The following is a 17076-nucleotide window of genomic DNA, read 5'->3' on the forward strand; positions in this document are numbered from 1 at the left end:
GTCACGACGTAATAGAGAGACCTCATGCAACGGCAACGACTGAATCTCATCCAACAATACCTGCAGCAGATGGTGCTGGGTCAGCCCAACCTGGTGGAGGGGCTGCTGATCGCCCTGATCGCCGATGGCCACCTGCTGGTAGAGGGCCCACCGGGTTTGGCCAAGACCCGAGCGGTCAAGGCCCTGGCGGACTGCATCGATGGCGACTTCCACCGCATCCAGTTCACCCCGGATCTGCTGCCGGCGGATCTGACCGGGACCGACATCTTCCGACAGGAGACCGGCAGCTTCGAGTTCCAACCCGGGCCGCTGTTCCACAACCTGATCCTGGCGGACGAAATCAACCGGGCGCCCGCCAAGGTGCAATCCGCCCTGCTCGAAGCGATGGCAGAGGGCCAGATCACCGTGGGCAAGCGCAGCTACACCCTGCCCAAGCTGTTCCTGGTGATGGCCACTCAGAATCCCATCGAGAACGAGGGCACCTACCCGCTACCGGAGGCCCAGCTGGACCGCTTCCTGCTGCACCTGTCGCTGGACTACCCCGACGCCGAGACCGAGCTGGAGATCCTGGCGCTGTCGCGCAACGAAGCGCAGCAGGGCAACCTGGCCACGCCACAACCGCTCAACGAGCAGGAGCTGTTCGCCATCCGCGACGAGGCATTGCGGCTCTATATGGCACCGCAGATGGAGCAGTACATCGTTGCCCTGGTGATGGCGACACGCCAACCCAAACGCTATGACGAGACCCTGGCGGACTGGATCCAGTGGGGCGTCTCTCCCCGTGCCAGTATCGCCCTGGAACGCTGTGCCCGCGCCCGGGCCTGGCTACACGGCCGGGATTATGTCGCCCCGGAAGATGTCCAGGCGGTCGCCCCCAACGTACTGCGTCACCGCATCCTGCTCTCCTACCAGGCTGAAGCCGAAGGGATCGACAAGGACCAGGTGATCAATCGCATCCTCAAGCTGGTGGCCATCCCCTGATGCTGCCCCTGCCCCGCCATGGCAACGGCGTCGATCTCAGCCTGAAGGAGCTGCTGGCCCGGGCCGAGCACCAGACGCTGGTGCGCAGCCCGGACCAGGGTGCCGCCCGAGCCATCACCGCCGGTGAGCGGCTATCGCGCCAGCGTGGTCGGGGTATGGAGTTTGCCGAAGTGCGTGCTTACCAACCCGGCGACGACATCCGCACCATCGACTGGCGTGTCACCGCCCGCACCGGCGCAGCGCACACCAAGCTGTTTCGTGATGAGCGCGAACGGCCCGTGCTGCTTTGCGTCGACCTGGGCAGCCGCCAGCACCTGGGTTCGCAGCTGTTACTGCAATCGGTTCAGGCCGGACACCTGGCCGCCCTGCTGGGCTGGCATGTGATGGCCCACGGCGATCGCCTTGGCGGCATCGTCTGCAACGACGGTCAGCACAAGGAGCTCAAACCCCGCTCCCGCCGCGCCGGGCTGCTGCCCTTGCTGGAGGCCCTGGTGGAGCTGCACCCCCAACAAGCTCCCCAGGGGGAGTACTGGAGCGAGGCGCTGGAACGACTGCAGCACCTGGCCCGTCCCGGCTCGCTGGTGGTGATCATTACCAACCCGCTGGGGCTGGATCCTGCCAGCCTGCAGAAGATCAAACGGGTCAAACGCCACGCCGAGGTGCGGCTATTTGCCATCACCGATCCCCTCTACCAGCAGATGGCCCAGGTCAATCAACCCCTGCCGGTGCGACTGCCCGGCCAGGGCCAACCCAACTGGCTGGACCGACGCGGTGCCCAACAGCTGGCCCAGCGCTGGCAGCAGGCCTGGCAACAGGCGCAGCAACTCAGCCGTCAGTATGCGCTGCCACTGAGCGAAATCAGTGCCGGCCAGCCCCTGCAGAACCAGTGGCAACAGCTTTGGATATGAACCCTCTCGACGCCCTCAAGCCGATCCACCAACCTGCTGCCGTCGCTGCCTGGCCACCGGGTCCCGGAGCCTGGCTGGCGCTATCGCTCCTACTCGCCCTTATCGGCCTGGCCCTTTGGTGGTGGCGCCGACATCGCCATAAGGTCGCGCCGAGCCGCCAGGCCCTGGCCCAGCTCGACGCCCTCAATCCCACTGATCCTGAGCTGGCCAGCCAGGTGGTGGCCCTGATCAAACGCACCGCCCTGGCCTACCTGCCACGGGAGCAGGTGGCGGATCTGCACGGTGCTGAGCTGCATCGCTTCCTCAACCAATGCCTGGGTACCACGGCGCCCTGGAACGAGCTGCTGGGCAACCCCTACCAAGCCAAGCCAAACCATGGCGGTGACGCGCTGCGTCAGCAGGCCCGCTTGGTGCTACAACGCCTGCCCAAGATGGGGGAGCGCCATGCTTAGTCTTGCCTGGCCCTGGCTATTGCTGTTACTGCCGCTGCCCTGGCTGCTGCCCCGACGCCGCCCCGCCCAGGCCGCAGCCCTGCGCCTGCCCGGTGCCCTGGCCAAACAACTGCCGCTGGCCGCTGGCCCCAAACCCAAAGCGCTGTGGCAAACCCTGGCGGCATTGGCCTGGCTGCTATTGGTAGTCGCCAGCACCCGCCCGCTTTGGCTGGGTGAGCCTGTGGCCTTAACCCGGGAAGGGCGGGATCTGATGGTGGCGGTGGATCTCTCCGGCTCCATGCAGATAGAGGACATGGAGCTCAATGGCCGGGTGGTGGATCGCTACACCGTAGTGCAATCGGTACTGGGAGAGTTTATCCAGCGTCGCGAAGGTGATCGCCTCGGCTTGATCCTGTTCGCTGATCAGGCCTACCTGCAGGCGCCGCTCACCTTCGACCGCGCCGCAGTGCGCCGCTACCTGACCGAGGCAGAGCTGGGCCTGGTAGGTACACAAACCGCCATTGGCGATGCCATCGCCCTGGCGGTCAAGCGCTTTGAGCAGCTCGAGCAAAGCTCAAGAGTGCTGGTGCTGCTAACCGATGGCGAGAACAACGCCGGTCGCTTTAGCCCTGAGCAAGCGGTGGATCTGGCCCGCCGGGCCGGGGTCACCCTATACACCATCGGGGTTGGCTCCTCGGAGATCAGCCAGCGCCGCCTGTTCGGCACCCGTACCGTGAACCCTTCGGCCGAGCTGGATCGGGCCGAGCAAACCTTTGCCCAGCATTCGGAGTCCACCGGCGGCGCCTACTTCCGTGCGCGCAATACCGCCGAGCTGGAGGCGATCTACAGCAAACTGGATGAACTGGAACCCATCGCCCAGGGTGGTGCCCAGTGGCGCCCCCAGACCGAGCTGTACCATTGGCCGCTGGGTGCCGCCACCGCGCTATTGCTGCTACTGCTGCTGAGGAGGCGTCATGGCTGATTTTCACCTGGTACGCCCCTGGGTACTGCTGGGCTTGCTGCTGCTGCCGATCCTAGCCTGGTGGCTGCGTAAACACAGCCTCAATGGTCACCATTGGCAATCGCTGCTGCCGGCACATCTGCAATCGGCGCTGCTGCAGGGCGATCGCGAACAAAAGCCCTTGGGCTCCGCCCTGCCGCTGGCGCTGCTGGCGCTGATGCTGCTCTCGCTCTCCGGCCCCAGCTGGGATCGCCAGCCGGTACCGCTGTATCAGCTGCAGCAGGGCCGGGTGATGGTGATGGATCTCTCCTACTCCATGTGGGCCACGGACCTCCCCCCCAACCGCATCACCCAGGCTCGCTTCAAGGCGTTGGATTTGCTGGAGCAACTGCCCGAGGGTGAGATGGGCCTGGTGGCCTACGCCGGCGACGCCTTTGCCTTGGCGCCGATGACCGACGACCGGGCCACCCTGGCCAACCTGATCCCGGTACTAGGCCCGGAGCTGATGCCTGCCCCCGGCTCCAACCTGCCCCGGGCCCTGTACGAAGCCGATCGCCTGCTGCGGGATGCCGGCTACCAGCAGGGTGAGATCCTGCTGCTGATTGACGACCTGCTGCCGGAGTACGCCGACGAGGTAATGGATCTGGCCGAGCGCCTGCCCTGGACTTTGAGGATGCTGACACTGGGTACCCGGGAGGGCGCCCCCATGGAACAGCCCAACGGCGATCTGGTGCGTGACCGCGCCGGTCAGGTCGCCCTGGCCCGCACCAACTTTGACCTGCTGGCCCGGGTAGCTCAAGCCAGTGGCGGCAGCCTGGTCCGCTACCAACCGGACGGCAGCGACGTTACCGCCCTAAGCCAGTCCCCCTCGCTGGCCGATGACAGTGCCCGCCACGACAGCCAGACCCACCAGCAATGGCTCGACCGTGGCGGCTTCCTGCTGCCACTGCTGCTGCTTCCCTTTGCCCTGCTGCTGCGTCGCCATGCCCTGCTGGCCCTGTTGCCACTGCTGATGCTTACTCCCAGCAGCGAGGCCAGCTGGTGGCAAACCCAGGATCAGCGCGGCCAGGCCGCGTTCGAGACGGGGGAGTATGCCGAGGCCGCGCAGCTGTTTGACGATCCCGCCTGGCAAGGCACCGCGCACTACCGAGCCGGCCAGTACGAGCAGGCCCTGTCCGCCTTTGACGACGCCGACGACCTCACCAGCCGCTACAACGCCGGCAACGCCCTGGCGCAGCTGGGCGACTACGCCGAAGCGGCCGAGCGCTATCGCCAGGTACTGGCACAACAACCGGACCACGCCGATGCCCAGGCCAACCTGGCGCTGATGGAACAGCTGCAGCAGGAGCAATCTCAACAGCAGGGCCAGGGCGAGCAGGAGGGCGATGGCGAATCCGGCGATGACAGCCAGTCCGGTGAGGGTGAACAGCCCCCAGGGGATGACAGCGAGTCCGGCGAGCAGGGCGACGGGGCCAATCCCGATCAGCCCAGCGAAGAGCAAGGGCAACCTGACCCGAGCAACGGCGAGGGCGACGCCGAGAGCGAGCAGGGCAATGACGCTCAGCCTGATAATCAGCAAGCCCCGGAGCCACGGGACAGCAGTGACCCCAGTTCCTCGGCGCCGCCCTCGGACAGCCCGGAGCCATCCTCGCCGCAAAGCCCGGACAGCGCCGAGCCGGAGCCGGGCCAGTCCAGCGAGGGCTCGGCCCAGCCAATGAACGAACAAGATGAGCAGACCGAGTCGCAAGCAGAGGCCCAGGCCGCCGCTGCGGCGGAATCTGACGGCGAGCAAGATGAGCTACTGCAGCGTCAACTGCGGCTGGTGCCGGATGATCCCGGCCAGCTGCTGCGCAACAAGATGGAACGGGAATACCAACGACGCCGAGCCGAAGGCAGTCTCAATCGGGAGCGAACCCAGTGGTAACGAAGCGATTACTCTCCTTATTTGTGCCCATGGCACTGGCGCTGATGGCCTTGCCCAGTTGGGCCATCAGCCAGCTCAGCGCCACCGTGGATCAAAACCCGGTGATCCAGGGCCAGTCGGTCCAGCTGGTGGTGGAGGCGGATGCCTCGGCCGATCGGGAGGATCTGGACCTGTCGGCGCTGGAGGCGGATTTTGCCATCGGCCGCACCAACATCAACAAGTCGACCCAGATCATCAACATGGAGATGCAGCGTGCCACCACCTGGACCATCCTGTTGCTGCCCAAGCGTGCCGGCACCCTGACCATCCCGGCACTGGAGCTGGACGGGGTGTTAAGCCAGCCTATCCAGTTGCGGGTGCTGCCCCCGGAGCAGGCCAAAGAGCTGGGCCAGGTACCGCTGGCCTACATCGAAACCGAGCTGGACAGAAACCGGGTGCTGCCGGGCCAGCCGCTGATCCTGACCCTGAAACTGTTCCTTGGTGCTGAGCTGCAGCGCGGCAGTCTCAATGCGCCGGAACACCCGCAGCTGCAGCTGCAGCAGCTGGGTCAGGACCAGTCCAGCTCAGAGATCATCGAAGGCAAGCGCTACCATGTGATTGAGCGCCAGTACCTGATCAGCGGCGACACCCCCGGCGAGTACGATCTCGGTGCCGCCAACTTCCGCGGCGATCTGCTGGTCAGCGGCACCCGCCAGGACTTCTTTGCTCGCCCCCAGGCCCGCTCCATGTTCAGCCAGAGTGAGCCCATTCGCTTCACCATCGAACCTCGCCCGGTCAGCTACCAGGGCAGCTGGTTGGTGGCGGACATCGTCTCACTGTCGGACGATCTCGACACCGAGACGCGCTTTGAAGTGGGCCAACCCATCACCCGCAACCTGCTGCTCTCTGCCATCGGCACCACCCCGGACAGCCTGCCGGAACTGACCCTGTCGGTGCCGGAGGGGCTGCGGCTCTACCCGGACAAAACCGAGCGAGGCGGTGGCCCGCGGGACGGTCAGCTGATCGCCCAGCTCAAACAGAGCGTGGCCATCGTGCCCAACCAACCAGGCAGCTACACCCTGCCCGCCCTTAAGGTGCCCTGGTGGAACGCCCGCCTGAAGCGGCAGGAGTGGGCAGAGCTGCCGGAACGCACCATCCAGGTTGAACCGGCCAGTGGCCTGGCCCCGGTGACCCCAGCGCTACCGCAACCGGAAACCCAGCCCGAGCCGATGGCGCCAGCCCAAACCGATGCGGGCTTCTGGCCCTGGCTCAGCCTGGGACTGGCCCTGTTATGGCTGGCCACCCTCTGGTGGGGCTGGCAGCGTCGCCGGCCGCAAGCGCAGCCAGCGGCACAACCGCAACTGCGACCGCTGCAGGCGGAGAAGGCCCTGCTCCAGGCCTGCAAAGACAACGATGCGGACAAGGCCCTGGCCACCCTGCCCCGCTGGGGTACCGAATTCCTGGGCCGGTCGGTTACACTGGCTCAACTGGGGCAGGCCCTGCCCAGCCTGGCCCAGCCTATCGCGGCACTGCAAAGCAGCCGCTACGGCTCAGATCCCCAGCCCTGGCAGGGGGATGCTCTGCAGGCAGCAGTCCGCGCGCTGCCGCCACCGCAGGCCAAAGGGGAGCCTTGCCACTTGCCGGCAATGGATCCCACAACCAGAATGTCCTAACCCCCCTGTTTCAGGCGCAACAAGGAAGGCGCGAAGAAAAAATGTTTGGCATAGGAAAGAAAAAAACGGCAGCCTCGGTCACTTCTGACATGATGAGCAAACAACGCCGCTATGAGGCGCTGGTGCGAGCTTTGCACGGCGACCTCTATCGCTACGCCTATTGGCTATGCCACGACCGCAGTGTCGCTGACGACCTGGTCCAGGAGACTTTCCTGCGCGCCTGGAAATCGCTGGACTCCCTCAAGGATGAAAAGGCCGCCAAAGCGTGGCTCATCACCATCCTAAGGCGGGAGAATGCCCGCCGGTTCGAACGCAAACAATTTGATTTAACGGACATCGACGACTGCCAGGTGGCGGATCCCGTCGCCACCACGCCGGAGCAGGACGCCGAGCACTACCTGCTACGTCAGAAGATGGCCCTGCTGGAGCCGGAGTACCGCGAGCCTTTGCTTCTGCAAGTGCTGTACGGCTTCAGCGGTGACGAGATCGCCACGGTGCTGGAGCTGAACCGCAACACCGTGATGACGCGCCTGTTCCGCGCACGAAACCAGTTGCGCGAAGCACTGGATGTCCAACACGCTGATAAGGGGCATCGCAATGGATGAACTTGAATTTCGCCGGCGCATCTACGCCGAGCCCAACAGCAAGGATACTGAGCTGAAGCACGCCGCCGGGGAAGCCCCCGGTCGGGACGCCTTCTGGCAAGAGCTGCAGGCACTGGATGCGCAGATAGGCCAGGCCGCCAAGATCCCGGTCCCCGATGACCTGGCTGATCGACTGCTGCTGCAACAGAACTTGGTGGTGCACAAACAACAGAAACGCCGACATCGCTGGCAGTTGGCGGCGGCCGCCTCGGTGGCCTTCGCCGTAGGTCTTACCTTTACCCTGAACCAGCGCACCCAGAATGACCTTGGTACCCACGCCCTGGCCCACGTGGCCCACGAAGAGGGCTTTGTCGATACCATCGATGAAGGGGTAACCCTGACGGCGCTGAACACCAAGCTGGCGGCCCTTGGCGGGCGTATGGACAGCATGCCGGGCCAGATCTATTACGCCAACTTCTGCGACTTCGACGGCATCCGCTCACTGCATGTGGTGATGGGTTCGGAGCAGGGCCGTGTGACCCTGTTCTACATCCCCAAAGAGGGTAATCAACGCCTGCCTGAGCGCTTTGCCAACGATCGCTACCAGGGCCTGGGCAGCGACAACAGCAATGTGCATATGGCGGTGATCGGTACCGAGCAGCAACAAGGTCAGCTTAAGCCGCTAATGCAACAGATCAGCAACCACTACCAGAGCCTCTAGAGGTTTGGGTGAAGGCCGGGTCAGTCCTGACTGCTGCCCGGCAACACCATATCCAGGTGCATCACCCCGCCATCGTCGTAGGGCAACGAGCAGGCGCGAAAGCCAAAGTCCTCGTAGTAAGACTGCAGCGCCTGCTGCGCCGACAGGGTAATAGGCAGGGATGGCGCCACTGACAGGGCCCGGGCGATCCCCGCCTGCACCAGCTCCCGCCCCAGCGCCTGGCCCCGCGTGGCCTCGGTCAGAACGATGCGCCCCAACTTGATGGCGCTGTCGGTGGGGATCAAACGCAGGTAGCCTATCAACTGCTCGTTCTGGGTCACCAACAGGTGGTGGGCGATCTGGTCCTTGTCGTCCAGATCCGGGTAGAGGCTGCTCTGCTCAAGCTGAAATACCTGCTCGCGCAGTTTCAGCAACTCATACAGTTGGTTGACACTCAACTGCTGAAACGGCAGCCACTGCCAGGACACCTCAAAAACGTTATGACTGGTCACCGTCTTACACCTCTGCTAGCATTTTGCGCGCTTCCTTCCTAACCCCTTAAAAATATAAGCATGATATCCACCGCCACCACCATCACTTTTTTTGCCTACCTGATCCTGTTGCTGGTGATCGGGACCCTGGCCTATAAAAACACCACCACCTCCTCCGACTACATCCTGGGCGGACGGAAGATGGGGCCAGCGGTAACGGCCCTGAGCGTGGGGGCATCGGACATGTCCGGCTGGCTGCTGCTGGGTCTGCCCGGGGCGGTCTACCTGTCCGGCCTGTCCGAGGCCTGGATCGGCATCGGCCTGGTGCTGGGGGCCTGGGTCAACTGGCACCTGGTGGCCAAACGCCTGCGAGTCTACACCGAGTACACCCGCGACTCGCTGACCCTGCCGGACTTCCTCGAGCGCCGCTTCGAGGATACCGGGGTGCTGCGCCTTGTGGCCGCCTCCACCATCCTGCTGTTCTTCACCTTCTACACCTCCTCCGGCATGGTCGGTGGCGCCATCCTGTTTGAGCAGGTGTTTGGCCTGGACTACACCACCGCCCTGTTGATCGGCTCCGCCATTATCGTCTCCTATACCTTTGTCGGCGGCTTCTTTGCCGTCAGCTGGACCGATTTCTTCCAGGGGATCCTGATGCTGTTGGCCCTGCTGGTGGTGCCCATGGTGGTGTTCTCCTCCGACCGCTACGACCTGGCCATGGTGGAGCCGGCCATGCTGGAGCTGTTGCCGGAGAGCCTGTCGCTGATCGCCATCCTCTCCCTGCTGGCCTGGGGCCTGGGCTACTTCGGTCAGCCCCATATCCTGTCCCGCTTTATGGCCATCGGCGACGTCAACCACCTGCCGGTGTCCCGTCGCATCGCCATGGGCTGGATGCTGCTCTCCCTGGTGGGTGCCCTAGCCACCGGCCTGGCCGGCGCGCTCTACTTCGCCGGTACCCCGCTGGATAACGCCGAGACCGTGTTTATCGAGCTGTCCAAGGTGCTGTTCAACCCCTGGGTCGCCGGCTTCCTGATCGCTGCCATTCTCTCCGCCATCATGAGCACCATCGACTCCCAGCTGCTGGTGTGCAGCTCGGTGGTGACCGAAGACTTCTACCGCAAATGGCTGCGCCCTGACGCCAGCGAGCGGGAGCGGGTGATGGTGGGCCGTCTCACTGTGTTGGCGGTGGCGGTCCTGGCCACGGTGATCGCGCTGGATCCCCAGTCCACCGTGCTGGCGCTGGTCAGCTACGCCTGGGCCGGCTTCGGTGCCGCCTTTGGCCCGGTGATCCTGCTGTCGCTGTACTGGCGTGGCTACAGCCGCTTCGGCGCCATCGCCACCATCCTGGTGGGTGCCATCACCGTGGTGGTATGGAAGCCACTCGAGGGCGGACTGTTTGACCTCTACGAGATCCTGCCGGGCTTTGTCTTTGCCACCCTGGCCGGGGTAGTGATCAGCAAGCTGCTGCCCCCCAGCAGCGAGGTACAAACCCTGCATCGCAGGTTTGAGCAGCAGCTCTAAACCGGGCGACAACAAAGGGCGTATTTTACGCCCTTTTTATTTACCTCCACTTAAGCAAGCTGTTGCATTGTTCGCCAATTGCGGGACGATGCGCTCACTTTTGCTGCAGACACCCTCATTTTCCCCTCTGGTCGGATATGTCCAACTACCCCAACTCCCTATCATGCGGCGCAATTACTAAAACACTGCCTTGAAGTGAGAGAGCAAGTGAAGATGAAAGCGATGAACAAGACACTGATCGCCACCGCGATCGCCATGACCAGCGCCCCGACCCTGGCGGCCGGCTTTGGCCTGAACTCCCAATCCGCCACCGGCATCGGTCGCGCCATGGCCGGTGACGCCGTGATCGCCGACAACGCCTCCGTGCTGGCCCGCAACCCGGCCGCCATGGCCCTGTTCGACGAGCGTGCCTTCTCCGGCGGTGTTGCCTACGTTGATACCCAAGTGGACGTCATGGACGTGAACTACATGGGCGGCATGGTAGACCTGGGCAGCATCGACGATGCCGCCGACAGCAAGCTCGTTCCCAACATCTTCTACATCCAGCCGCTGAGCGACAAGGTTGCCATCGGCTTCGGTGCCTTCTCCAACTTCGGCACCGGCACCGACACCGGCTCCCTGGTGAACCGCATGCCCACCGATGAGAACGGCATCCCGCAGGGTCCTATCGACCTGATCGGCAACACCGAGGTGACCACCATCAACCTCAACGCCAGCGTCTCCTACCGTGTCAATGACCAGCTGAGCCTGGGTGCCGGCCTGGACATCATCCAGGGCCAGGGCAAACTGACCCGCGCCATGGACGTGATCAGCGCCGACGCCGACGGTTGGGCCTTCGGCGGTATCCTGGGTGCCACCTACGAGTTCAACGAAAACCACCGCCTGGGCCTGAGCTACCGCTTCAGCCCGGACGCCACCGTGTCCGGTGACATCGGTGCCAGCCTGGTGGCTAACCTGCCCACTGGTAACCCGCTGCTGCCTGAGTTTGCGGCCGCCATCACCGCAGACTTCGACGAGCTGGAAGTGCCGCTGCCGGACATCTTCCAGATCGCCGGTTTCCACCAGCTGACCAACAAGTTTGCCCTGCACTACACCGCCCAGTGGACCCAGTGGAGCGTGTTTGAAGAGATCACCGCCACCAATGGTGTCGGTACTGCTCAGTGTGTCGACAACGCCGTGGTTTGTGGCATCGTCGGTGGTCAGGTACCCGGTGGCTTCCCCATCGATGTTGACCTGGGTGACATCGCCCTGAAAGAGTACCAGTGGCAGGACAGCTGGTTCCTGAGTGTCGGTGGTACCTACACCCTGAACGACAAGTGGACCCTGCGTGCCGGTTACGCCTACGACCAGGGCGTGGTGGGTGACATCGAGTCCCTGTCCATCCCGGACTCCGACCGTCAGTGGTTCACCGCTGGTGTGGGTTACAACCTGTCCGCCAAATCCACCATCGATCTGGGCATCGCCTACATCGCCGGTGAAGAGGTGAACCTGGTTGAAGACAGCGCCCTGGCAGGTCCGGTAAACGCCACCACTGAGTCTGGTGCCACCTACTACTCCATCCAGTACAGCGTACGCTTCTAATCACGTTGTCACTGGAACAAAGGGAGCCTCCGGGCTCCCTTTTTGTTTGGTCAAGGCGCAACAGCTTGGTCAAACCCGAACCTCATTCCCTACTTTTCACCGCCGCTTAGCCCTCTTTTCGATCCATTTCTCCGCCCTTTGCCCCCAGCTCATTGCTCCCCCTTCCTTAAACAAAAAGCTAGAGCTTTTACTCACAACCAAGCAACAACGAACCCAAGTCAGCAACATCGCAAGCGCAACCCTAGAGCAACAACTCAGAAACAAAGCATTCCATTCCTGTGCGGAACCTCTCGACTTGCGCATTTAGTGGCCAAAACAGGTCGGTGGTCTGACCAGTAAAGGGGTTTTAGTTAATAAAATGGCAACGCTTTGCGTACATATAAAAACAACATGGAAAGGTTGAATACCATGATGAAGAAGTCATTAGTCGCGTTGGCCATTGCCGCCATCAGCGCGCCAACTCTGGGGGCTGGTTTCCAACTCAACAGCCAATCTGCCACCGGCATTGGTCGTGCCTTCTCCGGTGACGCTGTCATCGCCGATAACGCCTCCGTCCTGAGCCGTAACCCCGCCGCCATGGCCCTGTTCAATGAAGCCGCCTTCTCCGGTGGCATCACCTACGCCGATCTGGCGATCGACATCAAAGATGTCAACTACATGGGCCCGCTGGGACCTATCGACATCGGCGGCACCAGCGACGCCGGTGAGGGTAAGGTGATCCCCAACATCTTTTACATCCAGCCGCTGAACGACAAGGTGGCCGTGGGCTTCGGTGCCTTCTCCAACTTCGGTACCGGAACCGACAGCGGCAACCTGGACCTGACCAACGCGGTCCTGCCTACCGGCGATGTCTACGCGCCGTTTGACCTGCTGGGCAACACCGAGGTGACCACCATCAACCTCAACGCCAGCGTCTCTTACCGCATCAACAACCACCTGAGCCTGGGTGCTGGCATCGACGCCATCTACGGCGAAGGTAAGCTGGACCGCTTCGCCGGTGAAACCCCGCTGGTGGCGGTGGAAGCCGACGGCTGGGGCTTTGGCGGTATCATTGGTGCCACCTGGGAGTTCAATGAGCGCCACCGCATCGGTGCCAGCTACCGTTTCAGCCCGGACATGAAGGTGACCGGTGATATCAACACCATCTCTCCGGCCATGATCCCCGGTGTTGGCCTGGCCAACGTCGCCACCAGCTTCGACGAGCTGGAAGTGCCGCTGGCGGACATCTTCCAGGTGGCCGGTTTCCACCAGCTGACCGACCGCTTCGCGCTGCACTACACCGCCCAGTTCACCCAATGGGGTAACTTCGAGCAGATCACTGCACTGGATGGCAATGGCATCATCATCGATGGCCCTGCCGCTGGTACTGAGATCCCAGTAGGTGACGTGGCGCTGAAGGAGTACCTGTGGGACGACTCCTGGCTGTTCAGCGTGGGGGGTACCTACAACCTCAGCGACCGCTGGACCCTGCGGGCCGGCTACATGTTCGACCAGGGTGTGGTGAACGAAATCTCCTCCATCTCCATCCCGGACTCGGATCGTAACTGGTACACCGCCGGTATCGGCTTCAACATCACCCCGAAGTCCACCATCGACCTGGGCATCGCCTACGTTCAGGGTAAAGAGGTGGACCTGGTGGAAGAGAGCGCCATCGTCGGTCCGGTCAACGCCACCACCGAATCCGGTGCGGTTTACTACTCGGTGCAGTACAGCCACCGCTTCTAAGCCGGAACCATCGCAAAAAGAAGGGAGCCTGACGGCTCCCTTTTTTTGTCTCTCATCATCCTGTTCTCGTCACCATCCTATCGCATTGCCAGCGCCCGCTTTCCCTCGGATTGCGGTGACAGATCGATCACCCGCTGCGGCAGTGCGCCGTTACATTAGAATCACCTAAAGCTTGAAAATTAGAAATTGCTAATTTATGCTCACAAAAAACATTAGCAAAAACTAATTCAAGAGCCGATATGAAAACCGCACTGATCCACTTCGCCACGGAACGCCCTCGCTGGGTCTATGCCCTGGTGGGATTGCTGGTCCTGCTGACCGGGGCCCTGATCCCCAACATCCAGATCGACACGGACCCGGAGAACATGCTCCCGGCGGACGACCCCGCCCGGCTGTTCCACAACCAGGTGAAGGCCGACTTCGCCCTCTACGACAGCATCGTGGTGGGTGCCGTCGCCGAGGGTGAGCAGGGGATCTTCAATCCCGACTCCCTCGCCATCATGCACAACCTGACCGACGCCATTCTTAAGCTGGACGGTGTGGTGCAAGCAGACCTGATGGCGCTCTCCACCTCCGACAACATCACCCAGGGCGACGCCGGAGAGCTGCGCTTCGAGTACCTGATGCGCACCGCGCCGGCCACCAGCGAGGCCGCCCGGGCGATCGGCGATGCCGTCGCCCGCCTGCCGATGCTGGACAACACCCTGGTGTCCAGCGATGGCAAAGCCGCCGCCATCTACGTGCCGCTCTACAGCAAGGACGACAGCTACCGGGTGGCGGAGCAGATCCGTGCCCTGATCGCCGAGCAGGCACCGACGGATCACTACTACCTCACCGGCTTGCCGGTGGCAGAGAACCAGTTTGGCCACGAGATGTTCGTGCAGATGGCCATCGCCGCTCCCCTGGCCGGGGCGATGATCTTCGCCCTGATGTGGTTCTTCTTCCGCAGCGTACCGCTGGTGCTGGCACCGATGATGGTGGCCATGACCACGGTGATCGCCACCATGGGCACCCTGATTGGCCTCGGCTACACGGTGCACATCATGTCCTCGATGATCGCCATCTTCCTGATGCCCATTGCCGTAGTGGACTCGGTCCACATCATGAGTGACTTCACCGACCGATTCCGCGCCGGCAAAGACCCCAAGGCGGTGATCCAGGAGGTGATGCGCGACCTGTTCAACCCCATGCTGTTCACCTCGGTGACCTCCGCCATCGGCTTCTACTCACTGATGCTGACCCCAATCCCGCCGGTGCAGGTGTTCGGTGCCTTCGTTGGCAGCGGCATCCTGCTGGCCTTTGTGGTCTCCATCCTGTTGGTACCCGCTTACGTGGTGCGGATGAAACCGGCCACCCTGGCGGCGATGCAGCAGCGCCTGCATGGCAAAGCACAAGGCGGCGTACTGGCTCGTACCCTGCCTAAGCTCGGCCGGGTCAGCGTCACTCGGGCCAAGCCGATCCTGCTGGTCGCCCTGGGGATCCTGGCCCTGTCCGCTATCGGCATCGGCCGCATCCAGATCAACGACAACCCGGTGCGCTGGTTCAAGGCAGACCATGAGATCCGCGTGGCCGACCGGGCCCTTAACGCCCACTTTGCCGGTACCTACGACGCCTACCTGGTACTCACTGATCACAGCCCCTTGGCCACCCCCGCCGAGATACAGAAGCTCAATACAGCCCTGACGCTGGCGCTGCCCGGTGATCAGGAAGCCCAGGCCCAGTTACAACAAGGATTGGCCGGCCAACCGGCGATGCTGGTAACCCTGCTCAGCACCCTGGATGATGCCGCCTTCGCCGCCAGTGACGACGCCCAGCTGGAAGCCATTGATCAGGCCATGGCCGACTTGGAGCTATTGCTGGAGCAGAGCCGTCGCTTCCTCGACCCGGCGGTGCTTGAGTGGATGACCGGCCTGCAACAACAACTGCAAGCCAGTGGCCTGGTGGGCAAGTCCAACGCCTTGCCGGACATCGTTAAGACGGTTAACCGGGAGCTGCACTCCGGCGATGACGCCGACTTCCGCCTGCCCGCCAGCGCTGCTGGTGTGGCCCAGACCCTGCTGCAGTTCCAGTCCTCCCACCGACCGCAGGACCTGTGGCACTTCGTCAGCCGCGACTACCGCCAAAGCCTGCTGTGGCTGCAGCTGACCTCCGGTGACAACCAGCACATGACCCAGGTGATGGCCGAGGTGGACCAGTACCTTAACGCCCACCCGCTGCCCCAGGGGCTTAGTGCCGACTGGGCCGGTAAGGCCTACATCAACGTGGTGTGGCAGGACGCCATGGTCAGCGGCATGCTGGAGAGCCTGCTCAGCGCCTTCGTGGTGATCTTTATCATGATGAGCCTGCTGTTCCGTTCACCGCTCTATGGCCTGGTGGCGATGCTGCCGCTGAGCCTTACCATCGCCTTTATCTATGGCCTGGTGGGTTGGCTGGGCAAGGACTACGACATGCCTATCGCGGTGCTCTCCGCCCTGGCGCTGGGGCTGTCGGTGGACTTTGCCATCCACTTCCTCGAGCGCACCCGGGCGCTGCACCGCCAGACTGGCGATGTCGCTCAGACTTTCCGGCTGATGTTCGATGAACCGGCGCGGGCCATCAGCCGCAACGCCATCGTTATCGCCCTGGGCTTCACCCCGCTGCTGCTGGCTCCGCTGGTGCCCTATATCACCGTCGGGGTGCTGATGGCCTCCATCATGGCGGTCTCCGCCAGCGTCACCCTGCTGCTGTTGCCGGCGGTACTCAAACTCCTTGCCCGCTGGGCCCTGCCCAGCCAGAACACCGAACTCAACGGAGGTTCCCATGTTGAAATTCGCCACTAAGTCCCTGTTTGCCAGCCTGCTGGCCGCCACCCTGGCCCTGCCTGCCGCTGCCCAGTCTGACAGCGCCGGGGACCTCAGTGCCGAAGCGATCATCGACAAGGCCAACCTGGCCTCCTTCTACGCCGGCAACGACGGCCGCAGCCAGGCCCGGATGCGCATCGTCGATGGCCGGGGCCGGGAGCAGACCCGCCAGTTCACCCTGCTGCGTCGCACCAAGGAGGCCGCCGGCGATCAACAGATGCTGGTGTTCTTCTCCCGCCCCTCGGACGTGCGCGGCACCGTGTTCCGGGTGGAGAAGCAGGTGAAGAGCGACGATGACCGCTGGCTCTATCTGCCGGGGCTGGATCTGCTGCGCCGGATCAGCGCCGGCGACAAGCGCACCTCGTTCGTCGGCAGCGACTTCTTCTACGAGGATGTGTCCGGCCGCAACCCGCGGGAGGACAGCTTCAGCCTGGTGGAGGAGACCGAACAGCACTACCTGATCGAGGCCACCCCCAAAGATCCCCGCAGCGTCGAGTTTGCCCGCTACCGGGTCTGGGTCGACAAGGGCCATTTCCTGCCGATTAAGGCGGAGTACCAGGACAGCCAGGGCAACCTCTACCGCCGGGTCAGTGTGGCCCAGGTGGAGACCATCCAGGGCCACCCCACCGTGCTGCGCTCCAAGGTCGAGGACCTGCGCAGCGGCGGGTACACCCTGATGGAGTTCCGCGGTGTCCAGTACGACCTGGGGCTGCCTGAGTCGATCTTCAGCGAGCGCAGCATGCGCACGCCCCCCACCCAGTACCTGCGTTGAGGAGG

The 17076-nt window shown here is 63.3% G+C and carries 14 protein-coding genes; 13 read left to right on the plus strand and 1 reads right to left on the minus strand.

Annotated features, from left to right (window positions below; all coding sequences use genetic code 11):
• The first annotated feature begins 24 nt into the window (after window positions 1-24).
• The 8 genes from BUC04_RS16785 to BUC04_RS16820 all read left to right on the plus strand — a co-directional run bounded on the left by BUC04_RS16785 (window position 25) and on the right by BUC04_RS16820 (window position 8162).
• Window positions 25-981: an AAA family ATPase gene (locus tag BUC04_RS16785; RefSeq protein ID WP_067663622.1), complete on the plus strand. Its 957-nt coding sequence runs from the start codon at window positions 25-27 to the stop codon at window positions 979-981.
• Complete coding sequence (locus BUC04_RS16790; RefSeq protein ID WP_067663625.1) at window positions 981-1889, plus strand: DUF58 domain-containing protein; 909 nt, start codon at window positions 981-983, stop codon at window positions 1887-1889. Before BUC04_RS16785 ends, BUC04_RS16790 begins: the two co-directional genes overlap by 1 nt.
• A complete protein-coding gene (locus tag BUC04_RS16795; RefSeq protein WP_067663628.1) occupies window positions 1886-2341 on the plus strand; it encodes a DUF4381 domain-containing protein in 456 nt (151 codons plus the stop codon). The genes BUC04_RS16790 and BUC04_RS16795 overlap by 4 nt, the downstream gene beginning before the upstream one ends.
• Window positions 2334-3302: a vWA domain-containing protein gene (locus BUC04_RS16800; protein WP_067663631.1), complete on the plus strand. Its 969-nt coding sequence runs from the start codon at window positions 2334-2336 to the stop codon at window positions 3300-3302. Before BUC04_RS16795 ends, BUC04_RS16800 begins: the two co-directional genes overlap by 8 nt.
• The gene (locus BUC04_RS16805) at window positions 3295-5205 is read left to right on the plus strand and encodes a vWA domain-containing protein (RefSeq protein WP_067663634.1); all 1911 of its coding nucleotides are present in this window, start codon (window positions 3295-3297) and stop codon (window positions 5203-5205) included. Before BUC04_RS16800 ends, BUC04_RS16805 begins: the two co-directional genes overlap by 8 nt.
• Window positions 5199-6857: a BatD family protein gene (locus BUC04_RS16810; RefSeq protein WP_143165774.1), complete on the plus strand. Its 1659-nt coding sequence runs from the start codon at window positions 5199-5201 to the stop codon at window positions 6855-6857. Before BUC04_RS16805 ends, BUC04_RS16810 begins: the two co-directional genes overlap by 7 nt.
• Window positions 6858-6946: 89 nt before the next feature.
• Complete coding sequence (locus tag BUC04_RS16815) at window positions 6947-7462, plus strand: sigma-70 family RNA polymerase sigma factor (RefSeq protein ID WP_067663640.1); 516 nt, start codon at window positions 6947-6949, stop codon at window positions 7460-7462.
• Window positions 7455-8162 carry a DUF3379 family protein gene (locus BUC04_RS16820; RefSeq protein ID WP_067663643.1) on the plus strand — a complete coding sequence of 236 codons (708 nt, stop codon included), beginning with the start codon at window positions 7455-7457 and terminating at the stop codon, window positions 8160-8162. Before BUC04_RS16815 ends, BUC04_RS16820 begins: the two co-directional genes overlap by 8 nt.
• 20 nt (window positions 8163-8182) lie before the next feature.
• On the opposite strand, the gene BUC04_RS16825 is transcribed toward BUC04_RS16820, so the two are convergent.
• A complete protein-coding gene (locus BUC04_RS16825) occupies window positions 8183-8653 on the minus strand; it encodes a GNAT family N-acetyltransferase (RefSeq protein ID WP_067663646.1) in 471 nt (156 codons plus the stop codon).
• A 60-nt stretch (window positions 8654-8713) separates the two neighbouring features.
• Here BUC04_RS16825 and putP point away from each other — a divergent pair, with 60 nt between their 5' ends.
• From putP to BUC04_RS16850, 5 genes are all read left to right on the plus strand, one after another.
• Entirely contained in the window at window positions 8714-10153 is a 1440-nt protein-coding gene (gene putP / locus BUC04_RS16830) for a sodium/proline symporter PutP (protein ID WP_067663649.1), read from the plus strand.
• 213 nt (window positions 10154-10366) lie between these two features.
• Window positions 10367-11734, plus strand: coding sequence for an OmpP1/FadL family transporter (locus BUC04_RS16835; RefSeq protein WP_067663693.1), 1368 nt, complete (start codon window positions 10367-10369; stop codon window positions 11732-11734).
• 408 nt (window positions 11735-12142) lie between these two features.
• The gene (locus BUC04_RS16840; RefSeq protein WP_407643885.1) at window positions 12143-13459 is read left to right on the plus strand and encodes an OmpP1/FadL family transporter; all 1317 of its coding nucleotides are present in this window, start codon (window positions 12143-12145) and stop codon (window positions 13457-13459) included.
• A gap of 239 nt (window positions 13460-13698) precedes the next feature.
• A complete protein-coding gene (locus BUC04_RS16845; RefSeq protein WP_067663652.1) occupies window positions 13699-16278 on the plus strand; it encodes an efflux RND transporter permease subunit in 2580 nt (859 codons plus the stop codon).
• On the plus strand, window positions 16259-17071 hold the full coding sequence (locus BUC04_RS16850) for an outer membrane lipoprotein-sorting protein (RefSeq protein ID WP_067663655.1): 813 nt from the start codon (window positions 16259-16261) through the stop codon (window positions 17069-17071). Before BUC04_RS16845 ends, BUC04_RS16850 begins: the two co-directional genes overlap by 20 nt.
• Window positions 17072-17076: the final 5 nt, after the last annotated feature.

The sequence above is a fragment of the Ferrimonas marina genome (assembly GCF_900129905.1).
GTDB classification, from domain to species: domain Bacteria; phylum Pseudomonadota; class Gammaproteobacteria; order Enterobacterales; family Shewanellaceae; genus Ferrimonas; species Ferrimonas marina.